Origin of the sequence: Parasegetibacter sp. NRK P23 (assembly GCF_023721715.1) — a bacterium.
GTDB lineage: Bacteria > Bacteroidota > Bacteroidia > Chitinophagales > Chitinophagaceae > Parasegetibacter.
Map to the genome: position 1 here is coordinate 172067 of NZ_JAMDLG010000001.1, position 24233 is coordinate 196299.

Below are 24233 nucleotides of genomic sequence, written 5' to 3' on the forward strand. Positions count from 1 at the left end.
AACAGGACAATGGAAATTGAAGTGTTTGCGGTACTGAAGGAATATTTTCCCGCCACGTTCAGGGTGGAGACGGATATTCCTGGTGTTGCCGCACTGAAAAAACACCTGGCCGCGATGAATCCTGCTTCAGCAGGTATTCTGGAAAGTTGCCGGTTTGCGGTAGGAGCAAATTTGGTGGGGCAGGAGTATGTGTTCGATAAAAATGATATTGTGGCGGTATTGCCTCCAAGCAGTGGCGGATAAAAAATGAATGTTATGCAGTACCAGCATATTTCACCTGAACCGATAGATGTAACCGCGTTCTTTAACGCGGCGCATCACCCCCATGCCGGTGCGGTAGTGTTGTTCAGCGGTGAAACGAGAAATTCGGCGCATGGAAAAGAAGTGGTGGCATTAGCGTTTGAAGCGCATGCGGCGCTTGCGGAAAAAATGATCGCGGAAATACTGGATAAAGCCACGTTGAAATGGAAACTCACCATGGCATTGGCCCAGCACCGTACAGGTAAGGTAGGCGTAATGGAGTGCGCTGTGGTGGTGGTAACTTCGTGTCCGCATCGAAGGGAGGCTTATGAGGCGAACAGGTACATCATTGACAGGATCAAGCACGAAGTGCCCATCTGGAAATACGAGCATTTTTCCGATGGTACCGGGTTATGGGGAGGAAACTGTAATTGTTTTACGGAGACCGGTGATCCCGGGAAACATATTTATGAGTTTGAACCATCTTAAAAACGTTACGCATGTTGCCTAAGATTACCATTGAATATTGTCCGAAGTGCCATTGGTTGCTGCGCGCTGCGTATATGTCACAGGAGTTCCTGACTACATTCGATGGAGCGATAAGTGAAGTAACGTTACGTCCCTCGGCTACCAACGGGCGGTATACTATATTCGTGAACGACTCGGTAGTTTTCGACCGGAAAGAACAGGGCGGATTCCTGGAGATCAAGGAACTGAAACAACTGGTGCGCGATGTAGTGGCACCGGGAAAAGACCTGGGGCATAGCGATAAAAAAAACTGATATGAAACCCGAATTACTAGCGGCTGTATTATGTGGTGGTTTCAGTACGCGTATGGGACGTGATAAGGGACTGATACCCGTCAGGAGCACCATTCAGGCTAAAGTTGTTGGAGGGCTTTCGGAAGCGCTGGGGTTGGAAACGGTATATGCAATGAGAAAGGAGCAGGAAGAAGCGTATTCAAAATATATTTCTCCTTCAAAAATAATCCTGGATCATACGAAGTATGAAGGCCCCTTGCAAGGCCTGGCAAGTGTGCATGATGCATTTCCTGATAAGGATATTTTGTTGCTGGCTTGCGATATGCCGGAGGTGAAGGAAAGTACATTGCGGTTACTTATAAAAGAATATGAAAAAGCCTCAGGTGAGTTTTATGCTTTTTATGATGGAAATTTTTTCCAGACTTTTTGTGCGGTATATACAAGTGAGGGGATGAGGAAGTGGTTGAAAGAAGATATTTTTAGTCTTCAACGGTTGCTAAATACAGGAAGTACAAAAAAGATTAAGGTTCCTTTTGTAGAGCACTTCGAAAATTTCAATGGTAGTGTTCGCGATTGATCCTGCGGAAGTAGGAGCATGACTGATTCATATTTATTTATCTAAGATTACTTAATAACAAAGAATCAGCCGGCATGAATGTATCTGCACATAGTAAGGAGATTATAATAATTTGTTTAGTTTATTTGCTTTGCAAAATTTATATATCTTGGGTTCATGTTTTTTAAGCGCAGCCTTATCTTTCTCTTGCTTTGTATCGTAACATCACCGCTTCTCGCGCAAAAGGAAGCCAACAACTGGTTATTTGGCGGGGGTGCAGGTTTGGATTTCAATTATACACCTGTTCAGTCCGTAACTTACGGTAAAACCAATAACTCGAACGTCAGCGCCTGTATTTCCGACAAAAACGGGAAATTGTTGTTTTATACAGATGGAAGTAATATATGGGGAGCCAACAATGAAGTAATGGAAAATGGAACGGATATCCGTTGTTATACATCCAATGGCGCTCAGTCGGCTATCATTATCCCCAAACCAGGTTCCGAAAACAATTATTTTCTTTTCACCATTGATGAGGTTACGACCAGTGAAAGCGGCACCAGCGGAGCTACTGATGGACTTTTCTGCGCTGAAATTGATATGTCGGCAAACAATGGGAACGGAGCGGTAATTGTAAAGAACAGGGTACGGTATTTTCACAATTACGTGAAGAGCCTGACCGCCCGTCTCGCGTCTAATCAAAAAGATTACTGGCTCGTATTGCACGCCTCAGATAGCCACAACTATTTGATCTTTTCTGTAACCGAAAATGGAGAAGGTACCGCCAATGTCACGGGATTTACAGGAGGAACACTTTTTATGGCCGGGCAAATGAAATTTTCTCCTGATGGCTCAAGGCTCGCTTTCGCTGATGTGTCCGGGCGTAGGGTGGAAGTTTTTGATTTTCAAGAAGTGACATCAAATGGAGGAAGGCCCGGGTTTTCAAGGGTAGTGACCATCAATGGATTCTTATCGGCGACTTTTGGTCCTGGCGGACTTGAGTTTTCTCCTTCAGGAAAATTTCTGTATGTGACGGATGGTACCGGGATGTACATGTGTTGCAATACTGCTGGTGACCCATTAAAAGAAAGCTATCTCTACCAATTCGATCTTTCGTCGTTTACTGATGCGGAGGTGAATGCCTCTAAAAAGATCATTCACAGAAATATTGCCATGTCTAAAATGCAGCTGGCACCAGATGGTATGATCTATATTGCCGGCCGTAAGCACGTCTTTAATACAGATCCAGGTGATTTTCTGAGCGTAATAAAAGCGCCGGATCAGCCGGGTGACTTGTGCGATTTTGAATATTTGGGAGGGAATACAAAAGGGAGAATGGTACTGGACGCATTGCCCAATTTTGTGCAAAGTTTTCTTCTTCCCTGCAACTATAAGATAGATTTGGGCGCAGACACCACCTTGTGTGAAGGCGCTACACTAACTTACAACCTTGATGGTTTTGGAGGAAACTTTGTATGGAATGAAAATGTTGCGGGCCCCGCTTTTACAATCGGAGCCGCTGGAACGTACACAGTTAAACATGAAAAGGAGACCTGCGTAAAATTGGATACCATTGTCGTACAATACAGGTATAAGCCAGCTCCTGCCTTTGATAAGGATACGCTTTACCTACACCAGGGAAGTGATATAATGATAGACCTCCCGGGTGATGGCTCATTAGTGCGTTGGCAGGATGGTGCCACAATTCCTTCCTATATTATTCGGGATACTGGGTTGTTTACGGTAACACGCACGAATGATTGCGGCACAACAACTAATAGCTTAAGGGTGCTGCCTGTTGTTCAGTTGAAAGTGCCGAATGCGTTTTCTCCCAATGGAGATGGGATAAATGACTTTTTTGTGGTGAAAGGTATTGCGGATGGTCAATCCTGGAGTCTTTCAGTCTTTAACAGATGGGGCGGCGAGGTATATCGTAACAGGCAATATAATAACACCTTTAATGGTAAAGGCCTGGATGCAGGGATATATGTATATCTGTTGAAAAATAATAAGACAGGGGAAGTCATTAAAGGCACGGTTGCTTTGCTCAGGTGATAGAATAACCGCATATGGCAGGGTAATTGTAATAATTGATAACAAACAATTTCATGAATGACGTAAATACTCATTAAATTAGAGTATACACCTCATCCAAATGAAGTTGTCTGATGTTGTTAAAAAATTTAAATGAAAAGCAGCGCGAAGCGGTGCTGGCTGATGACAAAAGGTTACTCGTACTGGCCGGCGCCGGTTCCGGTAAAACAAAAACCTTAACGCAAAAGATACTCTATCTCCTGAGTGAGAAAAGCGCTAAGCCTTCTAATATTCTGGCGATTACTTTCACCAAGAACGCGACCAATGAAATGGTGGACCGGCTGATTATCGCCGGGGATAAAGAGGGAGGCTATGAGGATTTTATCAATAATAAATCCATAACAAAGGAGGAGAAAGAACAGGAAAGGCGCAGCCGTATTAAAGCTAAGGCATGGTTAGGGCAACTTACCGTAAAAACCTTTCACTCTTTATGTTACCAGTTGCTGAAAAGCAGTGGCGGCGTAGCGTTCGATAACCGCTTCAGGTTATTGATAGATGAGCAGGCGGAAGAATTGAAAGAAGATGACCATAAAACGATCGCGCCGGAAAAATCAGGAGATATCATGCACAAGATGCTCCTCGAACTTTGTCATGATCCCGCCTACCTCCTTCGGTTAAAAAGATATATCCTTGATTTTTACGTGGATAAGTCCTATATCGATAAGCAGATCACGGCCCGTTCCTACAACCATCAGGTTACTTATACCACGCTGAAAGGAGAAAAGGTACGGTCCAAATCAGAAAGGGATATTGCAGACTGGCTGTTCCGGCATAACCTGAAATACGAATATGAACCGGTTGTGAACTTTAAAGATTTCGATTTCAGGCCAGACTTCTACGTTCCGCAAGCCGATCTGTATATAGAACATGTGAGTGATAAAAGTTACAGTACAAAAGACAAAGAGGAACAATTTCAACGTGCCGGAAGGTATTGCGCAAAGACCTTTGAATCAATGGCGCAGGACTCCACGCTTTTTAACCTTGCACTGGAAAGGATTATCATGGGTAGGGTTTCTGAAAAAATAGCTTTGACGGCATCTTTGAATTATGAGGAGGAATTCAGGTGTTATGGCGATAAGATCAGGGAGTTTCTTACCATGATCAGCCGGGTTCAGTCAATGGTGAAAGGGAATGATATTGCTCCCGATGACCTGCTGGATAAAGCTTTATCGCACCAGCACGAACGGGTTCGGGTATTTTACGAACTGGCCGTTCCGGTAATCAAGGCGTATAACACTTACTGCGTTAATAAGTCTTACCTCGATTTTGATGACCTGATTATTCAGGCGATTCACCTGTTGAAATCAAATGAAGAAATCCGGAAAAAGTATCATGATCAGTTTAAATTCATTCTGGTAGATGAGTTTCAGGACGTAAATAATTTACAAGTCCGTTTATTGGAACTACTGTTGACGCCGGATACGCAACTCTTCTGCGTAGGAGACGACTGGCAAAGCATATATGGTTTCCGGGGATCGGAAGTGGATTACATTGTAAACTTTGAGAAACATTTTGAACCATCTAGAGTGATCAAGCTGGATGTGAATTACAGAAGTACGCAAACCATTGTTGGCGCCAGCACGGAAGTGATCAGAAAGAACAGGTTCCAGGTGGATAAGAACATCATCGCGCACAAACAAACGCCCAGTAAAATTCAAATTTACAGAGCCAAAGAAATACAGCAGGATGGAGTAGGGTATATGCTGGAGAAGGTAAGAGCATTGTACAAGGAGGGCTTTGGCGCTGAAGATATCCTGGTACTTTACCGGCGCAGTAAAATGTTTCAACCTTATAAGGGCGCCCTTAGAGCCTCCGGCTTAAAAGTAACGGCAAAAACCATCCATGCTTCAAAAGGATTGGAAGCGAAAGCCGTGTTCATTGTGGGCTTGACAGATGGTTCAGGCGGATTTCCGGATATATGGCTCGACGATGCTGTTTTCCGGGTGATTAAAGATGTGAAGATTGATATGATGATGGAGGAAGAACGAAGATTATTTTATGTGGCGCTCACCAGTGCGAAAGACGAATTATACCTGATTACTGAATTAGGAAGCGAGTCCCGATTCATTGATGACATACCCAAAGAGTTTTACGCCATCAACAAAACCGAGTTTAAAAATATAATTGAGCCAGTGCCCGTTTGTACCCAATGCGGCACGGAGATCAAGGCGTTTTACAGGTTTTGCCCTACCTGCGGGAAAAATCTGGTGTAATGGATAAATACTTTTATACGATTGTCTTACCTTAAAACGCTAATTCATTCAGCCATAAAATGAAAGAAAACGAAAAACACAACGAGCGCATCGCTAAAATAACTTTTGCTTCCGTTTATCCGCACTACATTACCAAAGTGGAATCAAAAGGAAGAACCATAGAAGAACTGCACCAGGTCATCGCCTGGTTAACCGGATTCGACAAAATAAAGTTGCAGGAACTGATTGATGAAAAAGTGACTTTTGAAGTTTTTTTCGACAGGGCAAAACTAAATCCCAACGCACAACTGATAAAGGGTGTAATCTGTGGGTACAGAATCGAAGAAATTGAAAACACCCTCACCAGAAATGTTAGATACCTGGACAAATTAGTGGACGAATTGGCAAAAGGTAAGAAAATGGAGAAAATATTAAGACAATAACCGCTTACCCGTTGAGCTCAAGTTTATAGCCCTTACCCCGTACAACCACTATTTTAATGTCCGGATCTGACTCCAGCTTTTTTCTCAGTTTTGATATGAACATATCAAGACTGCGGCCCACAATAACACCCGCGTCTTCCCATATCTCTTTCTGAAGCCGGCTCCGCTCAATTATTTCGTTGGGGGCAGATGCGAAAATGAGCAGAACACGGGTTTCCGTGACGGTCAGGTCAATTGTTTTTCCATCCATGACCAGCTTCCGGTGCGCCGGATCGAACAACACTGCACCTAGTTTGAATGTGCCGGAAGGCTGAACTTCAGGGGGCACTTTTTGGGATTTACCGATTCTCAGGAAAATAAAACCGGCAAACGCCAAAAGTGACAGTCCGCCCAGGATATACCTGTTCCTGGTTGTATTGATGCCCGTTGGCCTGAATTGGATATTGATTTTGTAGCAGGCTTTTGGCTGTACTCTGCCAGTACAGGCTATAATATCATCTTTTTTATCATTGGATATTGCGTAGCCATAGGTTACAGTGGCGTTGTCGCATGTCAGCACGTTTACAATATAGTCACCTGCGTAGGGCGCTTTCGCGAGCCATTGCCTGGTAATTTGCACGAGGGATTCCGGCTTAAAGGTAAATGCCTGCTCAAAACTGATCTGGTATTCATTTTCGGCGATCTTGTTAACGGGCAGCAGCCTTGAAGTACTGTCGCCGGACTGAAGGAGTATTTCGTGTCCGATCCTGCGAAGCAGGACCTCTCTTCTGGCGAAATCAAATTCATTTTTGCTGGTCATGCTGAAAGCCACGCAGATGCCGGCGATAAACAAGAGCAGTAACCATCCGCCCCGTAGCTTTTGCCTGATGGGTAGGCGATTTCTTGTAACATGCATGATGTCAATGCGTTATTTACAAAGTTTACACTATTATTTACAAAACGGCTAATAATGGCCGGAACATATCTGCCTATTTTTATAACACCAACGATAAAGGGATTCGACAATTAAACAAATCTCTGAAAAGAATCCGGTTTATCGAAAGATAGATTTTATGTTCATCAAACCTTCAAAAAAATGAAAAAAGCTATTTATGCGCTGATCTTACCACTGGTTGTGGTAAGCGGGATCGTATTCGGCAATCGCCAGATCAAAAATGAATCTTCTGAACAATTAACGCCGAAGCCACTCACTGCTGCTGAAAAGAATGCAGCGATGAAAGAATGGCTGGCTACTCCGGCGGGAATCAAGTTCAAAGAATGGGAAGCGTCTCCCCAGGGAGAGAAAGTGCTTGCCTGCGCCGCTAAAATAAAGAAATATATCAACAGTGGTACCAGTATGGAAGCTGTCGTAACTTCTCTTGCGCTTCCGCCAGGCGCACGATTGGGTTTCGGATTGATGGTCAGGATTGATGGTGAGGAGTACATTCTCAATTTTCGGCCGGAAAATTTTGCTGAATTTCAGCCATTGCGTAACCTCAAAGTTGACGACAAGATAATTATAAGAAGTCATAACGTATCCTACGCCCCCAAGTATTCCTTTCCAATCATCTCGGGCGATTATATAGAGCAGAACAATAAAATAATTTATAAACGCGAGCCCCTCAAAGATGGCTGCTGAGTAAGCGCTGCGGAAAAGAATATTAGAGCACTTTTGAAAGCGAAAATGAGGGCGTATCAAAAAAGATACACCCTCATTTCATTCAGGTTCTGATAGAGTTGACAATGCCTACTCCTTATGTACAAGTTTCAGCAAAGATTCTACCGGTACGGTATTTTTAACCACCATCTGAACACTTTGGTTTGTTTCACTGTGCAACAGCATGCGGGTGTTGGAAACGGTACCCACGATGTTGCCGTACACGTCCATAACGGGACCGCCACTTGACCCTGTGGCATAGTCTGCCGAAATGGCCATCATTTCCCTGAAAAAACTGCCGGTATCTCCATTCACTTCTTCCATATACTTATTGACCACATGCCCCCTGGAAAAGAAGTAGTGCATGCCTTTCGGATGCCCCAACACGAAAATTTCATCTCCTGTTTTCGCGGGTTTCCCTAAGGCAAGCGCAGGCAATACGGCTCCGCCCGTTTCCAATTGCAGCAGGGCCAGGTCATCTTTTTTGGAAGCGGTGAGGACCGATTGAACCGCATAGGTTGCTCCATCTTCCATCCGTACCGTAAAACCCAATGGTTTGTTGCCGCCTGACATATTCGCGTAAGTGGCCGCCACATGGTAATTGGTGACCACGATACCTTTCGGGTCAATAACATATCCGGAAGACTCACTGATATGCGTATTGGAACACCGCGGACACAGGTAAATGCATCCCACCATTACGGTCGCTTTTTTAGCCTTCTCGTACAACATGTTCGCCGGAACTGGCTTTGTGGAGGGTTTCACCAGTCCAGCGGCCACAGAAAGGGAAGGAGCGCCCAACGCTTTTTTTGCATCCTCCATTGTGACGGTCTTCACGCGGGAAAGCAGCGAATCAACCGACTTCAGGAACCCGGCGTTAATTTTCGCGTCGTCCGTAAATTCCTGGGCATATCCCGTGACCAGCAGTAATTGTAAAAAGAGCAGGACAAAGGGTTTCTTATTGCTAAACATCATCATATTGAAATATATGGCGTGGAACCGGCCACACTTTACTTTATTGTTTCGGCCTGTTTTTTATAATAGTTCGCTTGTTTTTCAAAGGTTTTCGCGGCGTATTCAAAATAGTCTTTGATACCAGCTTTCTGTTCTGCCGTTGCCTTCGCGACATTGCTCATCAGTATACCTTCAAGGATGGGCTTATAAACAGTATTGTTGGGGAGATTCCAGATATACCTTCTGTAGTAGCTGATCATTCCATCCAGGTCGTTTTTGGCCACGTACAGCGCCACGCGGCACATGTGGCTCTCGGGGTCTGATGGATCCAGTTTGAGCAACCCGATAGTGTAGGCAATGTCTTCCACTTCCTGGGGTGTGTAAGATATCTTGTATCGGGCTGTTCTTTCATTCGCCACGATGTACATATCCTTACGGATTTTGTCGAATATCATCTGGTTCACCACCTGGGTACCTAATTCCTCGTCCATTCGGTATTTCTCCAGCATCATTTTTCTGAAGAACGGACTTCCGAATTTAACCGTGCTCATCGCGAAACTGGTGAAATCCCTGCTGAAGCGTTCGAAATCCTGGCCGTTGTCGTACAGTTCTTCCAGCAATGGAGTCGGGTCCTGGTTGTTTTCCAGAAGTGCTTTGGCGTATGGCAGGCCACTAAGCATGTCTCTTTTCTCTTCATAAGTAGCTTTCAGGCCCGCCAGCGAGTTCTTGGGATCAAGCGCTTTGGTTACTTTCTCAATGAACTCTTCGGCTCCCGACTTGCCCACAAGTCTGTTCACTTCTTCTCCTTTTTCGTTCAGGATGAGGAAGGTGGGGTATACGTCAACATTGTACTTCTTTTTAATGTCAATGCCTTCCCCTTTTTCCATATCATATTTTACGGATACGAATTTCGGGTTGAAGAAGTCTCCGGCTATCTTCTTCGGGAACTCGTTTTTTGCCATCTCCAGGCAGGGCACGCACCAACTGGTATAACAATCCACAAATACCAACCTGGGATTCGTTGGGTCCTTGGCTTTTGAAATGGCCTCTTTTAAACTGAGCTTTTCAAAGTTGACGCCCTGTGCGTTACCGGTGCTTAAAAAAGCGCCAATGAATAGGAGCGCGCAAACAAAAAATCTTTTCATGGTTAAATATTTTCTTTCTTCTCCAATTGGGCTTCGATCAGTGCTTTCAGTTTGGGATCAGAAGGACGCATCGCGTCAAACTGAACCACTTTTCCTTTTTTATCGAACAGGATGAACCTGGGTACCGCAATGATTTCGTAATCTTTCAGCAGCGGACCTGCATTGTTGGAATAGAGTTGCAGGCCTGAAAGCTGGTTTTCTTCCACCATTTTTTCCCACTTGTCTTTTTCGGTATCAATCGACACACTCATGACCACCACGTCTTTCCCTTTGAAATCCTCCACCAGTTTTTTGAGTGCGGGTTGCTCGGCGATACAGGGCTTGCACCAGGTGGCCCATACATCAACCAGTACCACTTTTCCCAGGTAATCGGAGAGGTGGTGCGACTTCCCTTTCATGTCCGGATAAGCGAAATCGCTCCAGTCTGAACCAGGTACTTTAAGTCGTTGACGTTTTACGATTTCCGCCATTCTCTTCTTTTGGTCGGCGGTCACCATGTACTGCGCGTTTTTTTCGTTAAACTTGTTGATGTCGGTGAATCCGCCACGCTCGGCCACTTTGATGATGAACTCCGCCCTTATGTTCTCGTTCCCGATCTCGGGGATGATCATTTCGTTGGCAAGGCCCATCTTAGACTGGTAAATGATATACTTCGCGAAAGCGAGCGCCTGGATGTAATTGAACCCGCCGGGAAGCGTCCACAAATTAGCGTCGGTGAACTTTTCAGTATTGAACAGGTTGGTTACATAGGTAGGGTAATCGCTGCGTTTGGATGGTTCATAAGCCATCAGGAACGGCGCCATCGCATCGTATTTGAAGCCATACGAAAGCAGGTTCTTTGTAAAAACATCGAAATCCTTGTTCCCTGTTTTTATTTTCTGAATAAAATCTGCCGAAGGTTTCAAGAGCGAATCAAGGGTTACCTGGTAACGGCCATCAGCCTGCATGGCGCCTTCCCTGGAATACCCAAAATAACGGAGTGGGGCCAGCATGCTATACCATTGCGCAAACACATTGTTTTCCGGGCTCAGTTTTCCGGAGTAAACAGCCTGTCCGTTGGCTGCATCAATTTCCAATTCCTCTCCGGCATGCATGTACAGCGGATACAGTTCGTCGTCGAACCCGATGTAGCGCATGGTGTTCAGGTCATTACCCGACAGTTCTATTTTAAAACCATACTCATTTTTTGTGAGGGGAATTTCCGAAAGCACTACAGACTGTCCCGCCCCTCCTTTAAAAAAGTAAATCACAGGCATGTTCACGCCATTGGAGATGACTTTTTTGAATGTTCCTTTCACTACCGCATGCTGCGCCCAAACCGGCGCTGTAATGGCCAGCGCCAGGATAAATAGAAACGTTTTTTTCATCATGGAATTTTAAATGTTACCGGACCGCTGCCCGGATGACTAATGTTTTTTTATTTGATCGTTATTTAATAGGAATGCCGATGTCTTCCACGATCTGTTTGATCAGACCGTATTTGATCATGATGTTGGGATAGGTGCCATACTGCTGTGTAAACTGTTGCTCCGTACTGCCCAGCGCCGCTTCCAGGTACATGCACACGTCCATCCAGGTGGAAATCGGTGAATAGTATGGGTTCCTGGGGTCAGTGCCTAAGAATCCAATGGCCTGTAGCGTGGCGGTTGTGCCGGGTGGCAGCCCCGTTACAGAAGTTGCAAGTTGGTAGATGTACAGGTTATACGCGTCGCGCGATGGAACGAATTTCCTGGATGCGGCATAGAATTTTTCCAGGATCAGTTTATACTTGTCGTTGAGTACGGCATTGGTCAGCATCGCCCTTAAAATCGCGCCTTTGTATTTCGCTCTGGTAGCCTCGTCCATGGTGGGAATTTTGGAAACCTGTCCGATGGCGATGGTGTTGAATCCTTTGAAAGCATACGTGCCGAAGGCGTTGCTGTTCAGGGTTTCCAGCAGCAGGATACTCGGTACATGAATAGTATTGGGCAATACGGAAAGGATATCCGTTTTCAGGAACTCCAGCGCCGGGGCAACATCATTTTTGTTGCAATAGCTGAAGGCCTGCACCTGGGGAGGCGCTCCCGATGGGAGCCCTCCAAGCGCATAAACAAGCGACAATACTTCATAGTAGGTATATTCTTTCCCGAACCGGTCAACGCGTTGCTGGGAACCGATAGTGTCGTTAAAATAAACGGGAATACCGGTTTCCTGATAGAAAAGAAAGGTCGCGTGCGTGGCGGCATCACTGGGGTTGTCATTCACCACCAGCCAGTTTTTGTCGTAATCGGTAAACGTGGCAACTTTTTCTTTTGAGCATGAGCCACCAATGGTGAGCAGTGCGATGGCGCCTATATATAATTTCAGTTTCATGTTAATCCTGTTAGGTTATGGTTGAATGGAACGAACGGGACGGATAGGGTTGGTTAACGCGCCCCGGTTGAATTCAATGGCATAGTTGGGAATGGGCACCTGCCATCCGGCGGCATCCTGCGAAAGCGACCTGAGCACATAATTTCCCGTGCGGGTATGTGTATTCGAAGGCGCGTCGTAGGTATATACCGGGTGCGTAATGGTGAAGTCGGCCGGTAAAGGGTACTTCGTATTAGTCGAATAGCGCCTCAGGTCGAACCACCTGTGTCCTTCAAAACAAAGTTCCCTGCGGCGTTCTTCCCGTATGAAATTGACGAGTTCCGTGTTGGACTGCGGTATCTGATCGATGGTGGCGTTCTGGAACCTTTTGGCCCGCAGTTTTTGCAGTTCTGTTCTGGCTTCATTGTCGGCGCCCATCATGGCCATGGCTTCCGCGCGGTTCAGGATGGCTTCCGTGTAGCGCAGGGAGAAAATACAAGATTGCTGGTTTACATCGTTGAAGGTTCTCCAGGTGCGGTATTTGGCGGGAATCCATGCCTTGCTTTTGGCGGCCCGTTCAAAAAACGCTTTCCTGCGCAGATCGTCCTCGTCGAAGGTGTTCATTAAGTTGTCTGAAGCTTTGAAGGCGGATACCCTGTTGTCGTTACCGCTCCACGCCGACAAAGAATCGTTCATGAATACGGTGGGAATCACGTTGGTACCCATGGTGAAAATGGTTTCCGGCGATCCGCGGTAAGTGAAGCTGGTGCCGGTAGTGTATTGGTTCAGGTCCACCAGTTCGTACCCCATCGTCTGAAGCGGTTGGGATACTTCCAGTACTTTATCGTATTGCTCGGTGTAGAGGTATACTCTTGTCTGGAATAACCGTACCGCGGCGATGCCTATGCGTAGTTTGGTAGTGGGGTTGTAGTTTTCGAGGTATTGCGCCGCTTTTTCCAGGTCGCTGGTGATCTGTTGGTAAACGGCTTCGTTGTTGTCTCTCTTGAAGTAGATGTCCTCTACTTTTTCTGAAACTTTAAGTGGAATACCTTCATCGTTGGCCGCAGTACTTTTGCGGTATGGACTTCCATAAATGTTCTGCAGGTAAAAATAATAGTAGGCTCTCATGAAAAGCGCTTCTCCCCTGATCCGATTCAGGTTTTCAATGTTCCCCGGATTATTCAAAGCCATTTCATCAGCCTGGAAAATGATCGCGTTCAGTGCGCCGATGTGCTTATACAACTTTCTCCAGAGGATATCTTCCCATGTCAGTTCACGGATGTCCATCGTAGGGTTTTGTTTCCAGTAGTGGAACCCCGAGAGCATGTAAAGCGGGGTGAGTTGGTCGGTTGCAACAAAATCCGACACAAAAACCTCATTGTCGTCATCCATTACATGGAGCCAGGGGGCCACGATGCCAGCCTCTGAAGTTAGCGTGCCCATGGTAGCCTGGCTATAGATAGAAAGCCCGATATTAATGATGAACGCCTCTCCAACCATCAGTTTGTTGAGGTCCTCGGGTGTTTGAACGTATTTCTGGTCACGTGAATATTCTTCCAGGAACTTACTGCAGGAGCCCAGAGAAAAAGCGAGCAGTAAAAGGATACCTATATGTTTCATTTGTCCTGATTTTTAGAATGAAATATTAAAGCTGGCCGTGTAAGTTGGTCGCAGTGAGAGGTTGATGTTCGGTGTGGAACCCGATTGTGTGGGATCCTGTCCCCTCAGCAACTTGTTACTCAGGATGAAGAGGTTGGTGCCGGTTAAACTCGCGTAAGCTGAACTGAGGCCCAGTTTTTTGATCAGGGTTTCGGCAAAATTGTATTTGAAAGATGCCGATTGGAGTTTGAGGAAATCGCCACTTACGACCCGGATATCAGAATTGTCGTACATCTCGTAAACGCTGCCGCCAAAAGAGTAGTTGCTGGCAGGGTAGAGGTTCCACCAGGGCGTGTTGAGCGCGGTGCTGGTTTGCAAACCGGGGATGTCGGTATATAGTTCATCACCCGGACGTCTCCACCTGTCTACGAATTCTTTCCGAAGGTTCTGTTGGGGGTACGCGGCGATGGTGCCATAACCGGAAGCGATCTTCATCAAACGGATTTTATTGCCCATGGAATACGTCACGTTGAAGGACAGGCCAAAGTTTCTCCAGCCAAAGTAGTTGGAAATGCCACCCTGTACGTACGGTTCTCTTCTGCCTGATTCGCTCATTACCTCCAGGTACACGTCTTCTCTTTTCATCTGGGAATAGGTATCGCGGTATTTGTCGGCCAGTTCAGCTTCTGAACCGTAGAAAATAGGCGAGCCGTCTACCGGACTAAGTCCTTTGAACCTGTAGGAATAGAAAGTGTTGATGGGTTTTCCGCCCAGTTGCACCGTTCCCGCGAGGAAGTTATTGTAGGTAACCTGGTCAACCAGTACATTGTTGCGGTTGTTGATCGCGCTGTTCAATACTTTGTTCAGCACCTGGCCCAGTTGCGGGTCGAAGCGCCATACGAAGCCCCTGCGCGATTTGTTGAGTCCCAGGTTATTGATCGGGGTGAAACTTAAGGACAGTTCCACGCCTTTGTTTTCGAGCACGCCACTATTGATCACGTAGCTGTTCGTGCCGTTGATTTCTGATACGGTTTTATTCAGGAACGCGTCGTTGGTGCGTTTGTAGAAATAGGCCACGGAACCGTTCACCTTATTGCCGAACAGGGAGAAATCAAGTCCTACGTTGGAAGAGGACGTGCGCTCCCATTTCAGGTCCGGGTTAGGGAAGTTGCTTATTATTGCTGAAGGAGCGCCATAGAATACGTTGTTGCCGAGGTTTTCACGGATGATCATGTAAGGTGATTGTCCGGGCAACATATTGCCCTGCCATCCCCATGAGGCTTTCATCGCGAGGTCGTTCACCCATTTCGTTTCTTTCAGGACATCGTTCTTGATGTTCCAGCGGCCCGATACGGCCCAGATGGGGAGAAATTTATTATTGGAGTTCGCGCCAAAAAGGTTCGATTGCTCTCCGCGGATGTGCACGTTCAGGATGTAACGGTCGCTCCAGGAATAACCCGCGGTGCCGAGCCACGCGAGGTTGTTGGACAGTTCACGGTCGAAATAACCCAGTGCCGCCCTGGTGCTCATCCATTGCTGGTAGTAAGCGGTATAGGTGGTGGGCACCGCTTCAAAATAGCCGCCCATTTCCGGGAAGTACCCGCGCCTGGTAATGTTGAACCCGTTGTATTCGGAGGAACGTACTTCCATGCCACCAGTAAAGTTCACCATGTGTTTCCTGGAGGGGCCAAATGCCGTGAAGTAATTGGTTTGAATCCTCGCGGTGTAGGTGTTGTTGCTGGTTTCCTGTCTTTGAAGCTCGCCGCCTATGGGGTTAAGGTCCCATCTTGTTGTTTGGTCGGCCCTGAGTTTGAAGACATAGTAGGAATTCTTCGTGTAATGTACTTCCCTGTTGTTGTTGCTCAAACCATAAGCGAAAGTGCCTTCCACATCCAACCCTCTTCTTATTCTCCATTTCAACAATGCGCGAACATTAGCGGCATTGTTCCTGGTGAGATCACCCGCATTGTCGCGTTCATTAAGGATGTTGTAATTATAATACTGCGATCCATTGTATTGGGGATAGTAGAACAGGCTGCCGTCCGGATTGTGGGCCGGAATGGTACGACTGGTATTGTAGGCGTAGTTCATGATACCCATATCCTGTGGCGTATAATCCCTGATCGTATAGTTGCCGGTGAAAGCGAGTTGCGCGGTGAACTTCTTGTAATCCGCCGTGATGTTCAGCATAGAGGAATAGCGTTTTTCGCTTTCTCCTATAATCACGCCTTTCTCGTCTTTATAGCCTAATGAAGCGTAATACTTCACATCGCTTGAACCGCCTGAAAGGTTAAGGGTATGGTTATGCGAAATAACATCCTGGGTCAGCAAACCGAGCCAGTCGGTATTCACGCTGGCGTAGTAATCGCTCAGCCTTTTGAATTCATTGTAGTCTATGGCGCCGGAATAATAATCCTGTAAAGCGCTTTCGTAGCCCGACCATTGGGTAATATTTGGGTATTGCATTTTCCGCTCCACCATTTCTTTGGAAACATCCATACGTTCGGCGGAGTTCATCATGTACATGGTACGGTCTGAATACCTTGGTCTGCGGGTATAGGTGGTGTTATTGGTGTAGCCGATGGTGGGCTTGCCTGGTTTACCTTTCTTAGTGGTGATCACGATTACGCCATTGCCGGCCCGGGCGCCATATAAAGCGGTAGCCGCGGCATCTTTCAGCACGTCGATCTGATCAATATCTTCAGGGTTAAGGCCCGCGATCGCGTTGCCCAGCAGGTTCACAAAATCCAGATCGTTCATTTGCTGGGGGTCAACGTTTACCGGGTCGGTAAGTACGATACCGTCCAATACCCAGAGGGGCTCTCTGTTGCCGAGGATCGTGGAGGTGCCGCGTATCCTGAGTTTAGGCGCGGCGCCCACTTGTCCGGAGTTCTGCATGAAAATCATTCCGGGTACCCGGCCTTCCAGCAGTTTGTCGATGGTGTTGATGCCGGGGGTAATGATGTCTTCCATTTTAAGGGTGGTGGCGGCACTCGTGAGGCTGCGCCTGTCGATTTTCTGATAGCCGGTGTTCACCACGATGTTCACGTCTTCCAGTTTGGAGTAAGCGGGCGTGAGCGTAATGATAAGGCCGTTGGGAACGGAAAGCATGGAGCGGGATACCACAACGGTACTGGTTTCATAGCCCACGTAAGAAATACGCAACCTGTCGCCTTCTTTTGCATCAATGGCAAAGGTGCCGTTTGACGCGGACGTAACGCTCACTTTCGTGGTCAGGTTCAAGATGGTGGCGTTCGCCAGGGTGGCTCCTGTGGAATCCAGTACGCGCCCGGTAAGGGGCGTTGCCGCCTTCTGGTCAGTAATGCCGGGCTTTGTTTCAGCGCCATTGTTCGTTTTTCTGGAAACAACGATGGTTTTTCCTTTGATGGAAAAGTCGAGGGCCTCTTCTTCACTCACCAGTTCCAGCAATTGCTTTAAGGGCATATTGCTGACCGAAATGGAAAGTTTACCCGACCGCAGAAAATCACTTTCATTCGCGAAAACGACATACCCTGTCTGTTTTTTAATTTCCGCAAACACCTGTTTCATCGTCAGGTCTTTGCCTGAGAGTGTAACGGTTTGCGCCGCCGGTTTGGTGGTAACGGCGAAGGAAGCAGCGAAAAGGAGTACTGTAAGCAATTTCATCGTAAGCAGTAGTTTTTGGATGAAGTAGCCTGATAACTTTCCTTTAAACGGTTGCGTTGTAATCTTACTTTGAGCCATTAACTGGCCTCCGGTTGTACTACAGGAGGATGGCCAGGTTACAGGCACGACCGGGAAGTACAAGTTACCATAAGCAGGTTTTTTCATAACTTGTGAACAGTTTTGGTTGTTAAAAAATGGATGAAGCTCCGTTTTGATCCGCCTTAACTTTATGCCGGAAGTGTTCGCTGCACTTCCGGTTTGTTTTTAGCGGATACGGTTTAATTTTGGTTTATATCAAGTATTTCAGTTTTCTTAATGCTGACGCAGTCGCATGTATTCTTAAGGTTCCTTCAGTTTTCAGGGCAATACCACCAGTTTTCTTCCCGCCTCAATTCTAAAGTGTACCCCTGTTTTTTCAAGTGTTTCCAGTAAATCTTTCAGTGGCATGTTCTTCTCCATTTCACCAACAAAACGGATGTCCGGGACCTCACCTTCAAACACCACTTCTATATCATACCAGCGTGTGAGTTGACGCATTACTTCTTGAAGTGTGGCGCCTTCAAAGTTGAACAGTCCGTTTTTCCACGCCACTACTTTTTCCACGTCCACTTCACCAACAATCTTTACAGGCGTTGTACTGCCTGCCGCAATTGTTTTATTAGCAAGCTGCGCCTGCTGGCCAGGCTTTAAAAGCGCATTGTTGATCTTCACCTTTCCTTCCAGAAGTGTGGTGTTTATAGTGGCTTCATTTTCGTAGGCGTTCACGTTGAAATGTGTACCCAGGACTTCTATCGTGGCCCTGTTGTTTACGTTCACCATAAATGGCATAGCGGGATTCTTCGCCACTTCGAAATAAGCCTCACCATTTACTTCCACCTGCCTCGTGTTTCCCGTGAATACCGTGGGGAAACGGATAGAACTGGCTGCGTTTAGCCAAACCCGCGTGCCATCGGGCAGCAATAAGCTGAATTGCCTGCCCTTCGGTGTGTTCATCGTGTTATAAGCGACCTGGCTTCCTTCCTGGCTTCCAGCACCCTTCGTTTCATACACCAACGCGCCATTCTTTAAAACTACCTGCGTACCGTTCTGCGCTGCAATTACGCCGTTCCCTAAGCTGTCCAGTACAATTTGCGAACCGTCTGCCAGCGTGAGTATGGCTCCTTCTTTGCCGGGAGCTATGTCTTTATTATGTACAGCAACCGGTGCAGTATCTGCCGGTTGATTATCGCCGAGCCAGAAATACATGCCGGCGCAAACAACGAGGATAACAGATGCCGCTATCCACCATTGGCGCTGTAAAATTTTCCGAACCGGCGTTTTTACAACAGGTTGTTCTGCGTCAGGATAAGGGAAAGCCAGTTGCGCACGGATATTTTCATAAAGACCGGAACGCATTTCATGCTGCTCATATTTTTCCTGAAACAGCACCGCGTCCAGCAAATCTGTTTCGTTGGCGAGTTCGGTCAGCAATTGTTGGTTTTCGGGCGAGGCTTTGGTCCAGCGTTCCAGTTCAGCGGTCTCCAGAGCAGAGATGGTGCCGTTCAGGTAGCTGTAAATTAACCGTGCGATATGGGAAGAGGATTGGGGCATATTGTTGTATCTGTTAAATGAACAGGTGAGCATCCAAAACTTCCCATGAATTTTGTAAGAAATTTTAGAAATCAGTTCAGGGGGATGGCTTTTGACTGGATCAGCATCAGGAATGCCAGGGCCGCGGGATTGTCTGCCAGCGCTTTCTTGAGCAGTTTGATGGCCGTGAGTTTCTGATTGCTTACAGTTTTCACTTTAATCTGAAGTTGTGCCGCTATTTCCGCCGGCTTTCGCCCTTCCTGAAAGGAGAGGATGAAAATCTCGCGCATTTTCTCCGGCAGTTTATGCAGCTCTTTGTGAATCAGCGCTACCAGTTCCAGCCGGGTATCTTCCAGTTCAATATTCGGGATGGATGCGGTTTCCTGGAGTTGGCGGATTTCAGTTTGCCGCCTGCTTTTCACCTGTTCATGTTCCAGCAGGTTGAAGCAACGGTTGCGTGCCGTAATAAAAAGAAAGGTGGAAATACTTTTGATGGAGGAGAAGTCTTCGCGTTTTTTCCAAAGCTGCACAAAACTATCTGAAGTGATGTCTTGCGCATCGGTTTCTGAAACGTAGCGATGGGCAAAAAAAAGCACACGTTTATGGCAGAGGTGGTATATTTCTGCGAAAGCCTTTTCTTCGCCGGCCTGGAATTGCCGGATCAGTGCTACTTCGTTGTATGTATCATTGGTTACCAACGCTCAAATCCCTTGTAAACATAATTTAATTTCACCATAAATGGAGCCAGCTTTGTGGTAGGATAGCGTGGTAACTTTAGTTAACTTAGAAAATCTCTAAAATCAAAAAAGGATAAACCAAAGTAGAACTTTAATTTATCCTTTTTGAGTGCCCAGGACTGGATTCGAACCAGCACACCTCGCGGCGCCGCCACCTGAAGACGGTGCGTCTACCAATTTCGCCACCTGGGCTCCTTAGCACCCCGCGTTTTCAGTTGGGGAGTGCAAAGGTAAGCGGATTTTTATTTCTGCAAAATTTTTCCGCGTATATTTTTAAACGGCCACGTTGAAATCGCGCAACGCGTCGTTCAAAGATGTTTTCAGGTCTGTACTGGGCTTGCGTTGTCCAATAATCAGCGCGCATCCTACCTGGTATTCTCCGGCAGGGAACTTCTTGGTATAGGTTCCCGGGATCACCACACTGCGGGCCGGTACGCGTCCTTTGTATTCAACAGGTTCAGCGCCGCTCACATCAATGATCTTCGTGCTTTTGGTGAGTACTACGTTCGCGCCGAGTACCGCTTCTTTCTCTACGATCACGCCTTCTACTACAATACAACGGCTGCCAACAAATACGCCATCTTCAATGATCACCGGGCTGGCCTGAAGGGGTTCCAGCACACCGCCGATGCCCACGCCACCGCTCAGGTGCACGCCTTTACCAATCTGCGCGCAACTTCCCACGGTTGCCCAGGTATCTACCATCGTGCCTTCGTCCACGTAAGCGCCGATGTTTACATAAGAAGGCATCAATACCACATTCTTTGCGATGTAGGCGCCATAACGGGCCACAGCATGGGGAACGGCACGAACGCCCAGTTCCTTGTAATCGCGTTTCAGCAGCATTTTATCGTAAAATTCAAACGGCTCTAAATTCCAGGTTTGCATGGGCTGGATGCCGAAATACATGAGGATGGCTTGTTTCACCCATTCGTTCACCACCCATCCGTTCTCTGAAGGGGCCGCTGTGCGCAGTCTGCCTTTGTCCACATCTTCAATCACCGCACGCACCGCGCTGGAGTACTTATCTTCCTGCAATAATTCCCGGTTGTTCCAGGCTTCCAGTATCAGTTCTTTTAATTCCATGGTTCAAATTTTGGCGAAAATACTGCATGCGCCTAATTTGCACCTGAAATTTTTACCATGCACATCGCTTTCGACGCCAAAAGGGTTTACCAGAACGGGACCGGTCTCGGCCACTACAGCCGTACGCTCGTGTCTTCGCTCGCCCGTTATTTCCCGCAGCACCAATACACTTTGCTGGCGCCGAAATTGACCAACAGGTTCGATGACACTGTGTATGAGAATATTTCAACGGTAGTGCCACAGCATTTCCCCGGAACGTTGTTCAAAGCCGCCTGGCGCAGCAGGGGCGTGGTGAAAGAACTGAAGCCAATGGGGGTGAACCTGTACCATGGGTTGAGCCACGAAATCCCGGTTGGTATTCAGTCTTCCGGTATTCCTTCTGTGGTCACTATGCACGATCTTATTTTTGAAAGGTATCCGGCGCAATACAAACTGGCCGACCGCCTTATCCACAGGAACAAAATCAAATACGCCGCAAAACACGCTAATCGCGTGATCGCTATCAGCAAACAAACCCGCGATGACCTGGTTGAAATCTATAAGATCCCTGAAAATAAGATTGACATCTGCTACCAGAGCTGCAATCCTTCTTTCGCCGTAAAAGTGCCGGAAGCAGAGAAAGAACGGGTGAAAAAACAATATGGTTTACCGGAAAAATACTTCCTGTATGTGGGTTCCATTATTGAAAGAAAGAACCTGCTCACGATTTGCGAAGCGATAAAACTGCTGGACGATAAGCTCGATATTCCCCTGGTTGCGATTGGAGAAGGAAGGGCTTATAAGGAGAAGGTGAAAGCATTCATCCGGGAACATGGTTTGGAGGGAAAAGTAATATTGCTTTCGGAGCAGGAAGCCGCGCGAAGCGCTCCGGGTTTCCGTTCAGCAGCGGATTTCCCGGCCATCTACCAGTCTGCGGTTTGTATGATTTATCCTTCTTATTTCGAAGGATTCGGTATTCCCGTGCTGGAAGCTTTGTGGTCCGGACTTCCCACCATCACCTCCAATGTTTCCTGTATGCCTGAAACCGGCGGTGATGCGGCTTATTATGTGGATCCGGGCAGCGCAGGGGAGATGGCGATGGCTTTCGAGCGTATTGCGGGTGACGCTGCCCTTCGTGCGCGAATGATTGAAAAAGGGTACCGTCATGCCGCTACTTTCAGCCAGGAAGCATGTGCAAAGGCGGTGATGAACGTATATGAATCAGTAATATGACAAACGATTTTTCAGAAGATATAGATTTGGCGCTGGAAACCCTCCGGAAAGGAGGGGTGATCCTGTACCCGACCGATACAGTCTGGGGATTGGGCTGTGATGCCACCAATGAAGCCGCCGTGGATGCGATCTTCAAACTGAAGCAGCGTCCGGCCGAAAAGAGTTGTATCCTGCTGCTGGCCGATGAACGTGATCTTTTACAATATGTTACGGCCCTCGACCTGGAAGTGTTCAACTTCCTCGACCAGGTGCAGAAACCTACTACCGTGGTGTATGATAATGTGGTGGGAATTGCCCCCAACGCCATGGCTGAAGATGGTTCCGCGGCCATCCGGGTGGTAAAGGAAGACTTTTGCAGGCACCTGATCAAGCGGTTCAGAAAGCCCATAGTATCTACTTCAGCGAATATTTCAGGGGCACCAACACCCCGTTTTTTCACTGAAATTGACCCCCGTATTATCACTGGTGCGGATTATGTGGTGCAATACAGACAGGCCGACCATAATCCGAAAGCGCCCTCCGCCATCGTGCGCTGGTTCGCCAACGGGAACCACGAAGTGATCCGTTCCTGAAACATCCTTACTTTTGCGGGGCTATGGATATCCGTTGTTCAGATAAGGAGTTGTTCGTGTTTAAAAAGATTGCCCACGCCGCTGCGGAAATGGGCATGCCCTGCTACCTGATCGGGGGCTTCGTCCGCGATAAGCTATTGGGCCGCCCCACGAAAGACGCGGATATCGTTTGCGTGGGGGACGGTATCGCCCTGGCCCACAATGTGGCCGCACGTTTCAGCCCCTCGCCGCAGGTGGCCTTCTTTAAAACTTTCGGTACCGCGCAAATCAAACTGGATGATTTTGAAGTAGAATTCGTGGGCGCCAGAAGGGAAAGTTACAGCGCCGATTCCCGCAATCCCGAAGTGGAACCAGGTTCACTGGAAGACGACCAGTTGCGCCGGGATTTCACCATCAACGCGTTGGCGATCAGCCTGAACGCAACTGATTACGGTAAACTGATTGATCCTTTCAATGGCATGGCCGATCTCGGGAAAAAGCTGATCCAAACGCCATTGGAGCCTTCCCGCACCTTTAGCGACGATCCGCTGCGCATGATGCGGGCCATCCGTTTCGCGTCCCAACTACAGTTCGAGATTGATCCGGGTACTTTTGAGGCCATCCGCCTCAACGCGGAAAGAATCGCCATCATCTCCCAGGAACGCATAACCGATGAACTGAATAAGATATTACTGAGCACGAAACCATCCATCGGCTTCGATCTGCTTTACAGGAGCGGATTGCTGAAGCTGATTTTTCCTCAGATGGTGGACCTCGCCGGCGCGGAGTTCATCGATGGCAAAGGACATAAGGACAACTTTTACCATACCCTCCAGGTGATCGATAATATTTCCCACCACACCAAAAATCTATGGCTGCGCTGGGCCGCTTTGTTGCACGATATCGGGAAACCCGCCACCAAAAGGTTTGAAGAGGGCCATGGCTGGACTTTTCACGGGCACGAAGTAGTTGGGGGCAAAATGGTGCCGCGCATTTTCGCGAAACTGAAGCTGCCGCAGCACGAAGCCATGCGTTTCGTCCGTAAGTTGGTGGAACTGCACCTCCGGCCCATCAGTCTTACCAAAGAGAACATCACTGATTCGGCTATACGCAGACTGCTGTTTGATGCCGGCGACGATCTTGAGGCGCTGATGATGCTTTGTGAAGCGGACATCACTTCCAAAAACAGGCAGAAAGTGCGCCGTTACCTGGACAATTTTGAAATGGTGCGCGCCCGCCTTAAAGAAGTGGAGGAAAGCGATAAAATCAGGAACTGGCAACCACCCATTACGGGGGAGATCATTATGGAAACCTTCGGATTGTCGCCATGCAGGCAGGTGGGCGATCTGAAAAACCTGATCCGGGAAGCCATCCTGGATGGAGAAATCGAGAACAACCTGGCCGCCGCGCAACGCTTTATGTTTGAAAAAGCAGCGGAAATGGGCCTTCATCCTGTCAATAACCCGTGACCTTTTCAACTGG

The 24233-nt window shown here is 47.4% G+C and carries 21 protein-coding genes and 1 tRNA gene; 11 read left to right on the forward strand and 11 right to left on the reverse strand.

Annotation, left to right across the window (positions count from 1 at the left end):
* Positions 1-9: 9 nt before the first annotated feature.
* From M4J38_RS00635 to M4J38_RS00665, 7 genes are all read left to right on the forward strand, one after another.
* The gene (locus tag M4J38_RS00635; protein WP_251757593.1) at positions 10-243 is read left to right on the forward strand and encodes a MoaD/ThiS family protein; all 234 of its coding nucleotides are present in this window, start codon (positions 10-12) and stop codon (positions 241-243) included.
* Between the two features lie 12 nt (positions 244-255).
* Positions 256-729, forward strand: a complete 474-nt coding sequence (locus M4J38_RS00640; protein ID WP_251757594.1) for a molybdenum cofactor biosynthesis protein MoaE — start codon at positions 256-258, stop codon at positions 727-729.
* Between the two features lie 11 nt (positions 730-740).
* On the forward strand, positions 741-1022 hold the full coding sequence (locus M4J38_RS00645) for a SelT/SelW/SelH family protein (RefSeq protein ID WP_251757595.1): 282 nt from the start codon (positions 741-743) through the stop codon (positions 1020-1022).
* A 1-nt stretch (position 1023) separates the two neighbouring features.
* A complete protein-coding gene (locus M4J38_RS00650; protein ID WP_251757596.1) occupies positions 1024-1578 on the forward strand; it encodes a molybdenum cofactor guanylyltransferase in 555 nt (184 codons plus the stop codon).
* A 156-nt stretch (positions 1579-1734) separates the two neighbouring features.
* Entirely contained in the window at positions 1735-3612 is a 1878-nt protein-coding gene (locus M4J38_RS00655) for a gliding motility-associated C-terminal domain-containing protein (protein WP_251757597.1), read from the forward strand.
* 113 nt (positions 3613-3725) lie between these two features.
* Positions 3726-5864: a UvrD-helicase domain-containing protein gene (locus M4J38_RS00660; protein WP_251757598.1), complete on the forward strand. Its 2139-nt coding sequence runs from the start codon at positions 3726-3728 to the stop codon at positions 5862-5864.
* Positions 5865-5923: 59 nt separating this feature from the next.
* On the forward strand, positions 5924-6286 hold the full coding sequence (locus tag M4J38_RS00665; protein WP_251757599.1) for a DUF2200 domain-containing protein: 363 nt from the start codon (positions 5924-5926) through the stop codon (positions 6284-6286).
* A gap of 4 nt (positions 6287-6290) precedes the next feature.
* Here M4J38_RS00665 and M4J38_RS00670 read toward each other — a convergent pair whose 3' ends face one another.
* Positions 6291-7181, reverse strand: coding sequence for a winged helix-turn-helix domain-containing protein (locus M4J38_RS00670; RefSeq protein WP_251757600.1), 891 nt, complete (start codon positions 7179-7181; stop codon positions 6291-6293).
* Positions 7182-7361: 180 nt separating this feature from the next.
* Between M4J38_RS00670 and M4J38_RS00675 the strand changes: the two genes are divergently transcribed.
* Positions 7362-7904, forward strand: a complete 543-nt coding sequence (locus M4J38_RS00675; RefSeq protein ID WP_251757601.1) for a hypothetical protein — start codon at positions 7362-7364, stop codon at positions 7902-7904.
* 108 nt (positions 7905-8012) lie between these two features.
* Here the strand turns inward: M4J38_RS00675 and M4J38_RS00680 are convergent, their stop codons facing one another.
* From M4J38_RS00680 to M4J38_RS00725, 10 genes are all read right to left on the reverse strand, one after another.
* Positions 8013-8900 carry a serine protease gene (locus M4J38_RS00680; RefSeq protein WP_251757602.1) on the reverse strand — a complete coding sequence of 296 codons (888 nt, stop codon included), beginning with the start codon at positions 8898-8900 and terminating at the stop codon, positions 8013-8015.
* Positions 8901-8932: 32 nt separating this feature from the next.
* Positions 8933-10021 (reverse strand): thioredoxin family protein, encoded by a 1089-nt coding sequence (locus M4J38_RS00685; protein ID WP_251757603.1) that lies wholly within the window; start codon positions 10019-10021, stop codon positions 8933-8935.
* A gap of 2 nt (positions 10022-10023) precedes the next feature.
* Positions 10024-11391, reverse strand: a complete 1368-nt coding sequence (locus tag M4J38_RS00690; RefSeq protein WP_251757604.1) for a TlpA disulfide reductase family protein — start codon at positions 11389-11391, stop codon at positions 10024-10026.
* A gap of 58 nt (positions 11392-11449) precedes the next feature.
* Complete coding sequence (locus M4J38_RS00695) at positions 11450-12373, reverse strand: hypothetical protein (protein WP_251757605.1); 924 nt, start codon at positions 12371-12373, stop codon at positions 11450-11452.
* A gap of 15 nt (positions 12374-12388) precedes the next feature.
* Positions 12389-13972 carry a RagB/SusD family nutrient uptake outer membrane protein gene (locus tag M4J38_RS00700; protein ID WP_251757606.1) on the reverse strand — a complete coding sequence of 528 codons (1584 nt, stop codon included), beginning with the start codon at positions 13970-13972 and terminating at the stop codon, positions 12389-12391.
* 12 nt (positions 13973-13984) lie between these two features.
* Positions 13985-17761, reverse strand: coding sequence for a SusC/RagA family TonB-linked outer membrane protein (locus M4J38_RS00705; protein WP_251757607.1), 3777 nt, complete (start codon positions 17759-17761; stop codon positions 13985-13987).
* 192 nt (positions 17762-17953) lie between these two features.
* Positions 17954-19186 carry a FecR domain-containing protein gene (locus M4J38_RS00710; protein ID WP_251757608.1) on the reverse strand — a complete coding sequence of 411 codons (1233 nt, stop codon included), beginning with the start codon at positions 19184-19186 and terminating at the stop codon, positions 17954-17956.
* 71 nt (positions 19187-19257) lie between these two features.
* Entirely contained in the window at positions 19258-19863 is a 606-nt protein-coding gene (locus tag M4J38_RS00715; RefSeq protein WP_251757609.1) for an RNA polymerase sigma-70 factor, read from the reverse strand.
* Positions 19864-20012: 149 nt separating this feature from the next.
* Positions 20013-20094: transfer RNA gene (locus M4J38_RS00720), tRNA-Leu, on the reverse strand.
* A gap of 81 nt (positions 20095-20175) precedes the next feature.
* Positions 20176-20988 (reverse strand): 2,3,4,5-tetrahydropyridine-2,6-dicarboxylate N-succinyltransferase, encoded by an 813-nt coding sequence (locus M4J38_RS00725; RefSeq protein ID WP_251757610.1) that lies wholly within the window; start codon positions 20986-20988, stop codon positions 20176-20178.
* A 57-nt stretch (positions 20989-21045) separates the two neighbouring features.
* Between M4J38_RS00725 and M4J38_RS00730 the strand changes: the two genes are divergently transcribed.
* From M4J38_RS00730 to M4J38_RS00740, 3 genes are read left to right on the forward strand one after another with little or no spacing between them, the layout of a single operon-like run.
* Complete coding sequence (locus M4J38_RS00730; RefSeq protein ID WP_251757611.1) at positions 21046-22200, forward strand: glycosyltransferase family 1 protein; 1155 nt, start codon at positions 21046-21048, stop codon at positions 22198-22200.
* Positions 22197-22772 (forward strand): L-threonylcarbamoyladenylate synthase, encoded by a 576-nt coding sequence (locus M4J38_RS00735; RefSeq protein WP_251757612.1) that lies wholly within the window; start codon positions 22197-22199, stop codon positions 22770-22772. The genes M4J38_RS00730 and M4J38_RS00735 overlap by 4 nt, the downstream gene beginning before the upstream one ends.
* A gap of 23 nt (positions 22773-22795) precedes the next feature.
* Positions 22796-24220: a CCA tRNA nucleotidyltransferase gene (locus tag M4J38_RS00740; RefSeq protein ID WP_251757613.1), complete on the forward strand. Its 1425-nt coding sequence runs from the start codon at positions 22796-22798 to the stop codon at positions 24218-24220.
* Positions 24221-24233 lie beyond the last annotated feature (13 nt).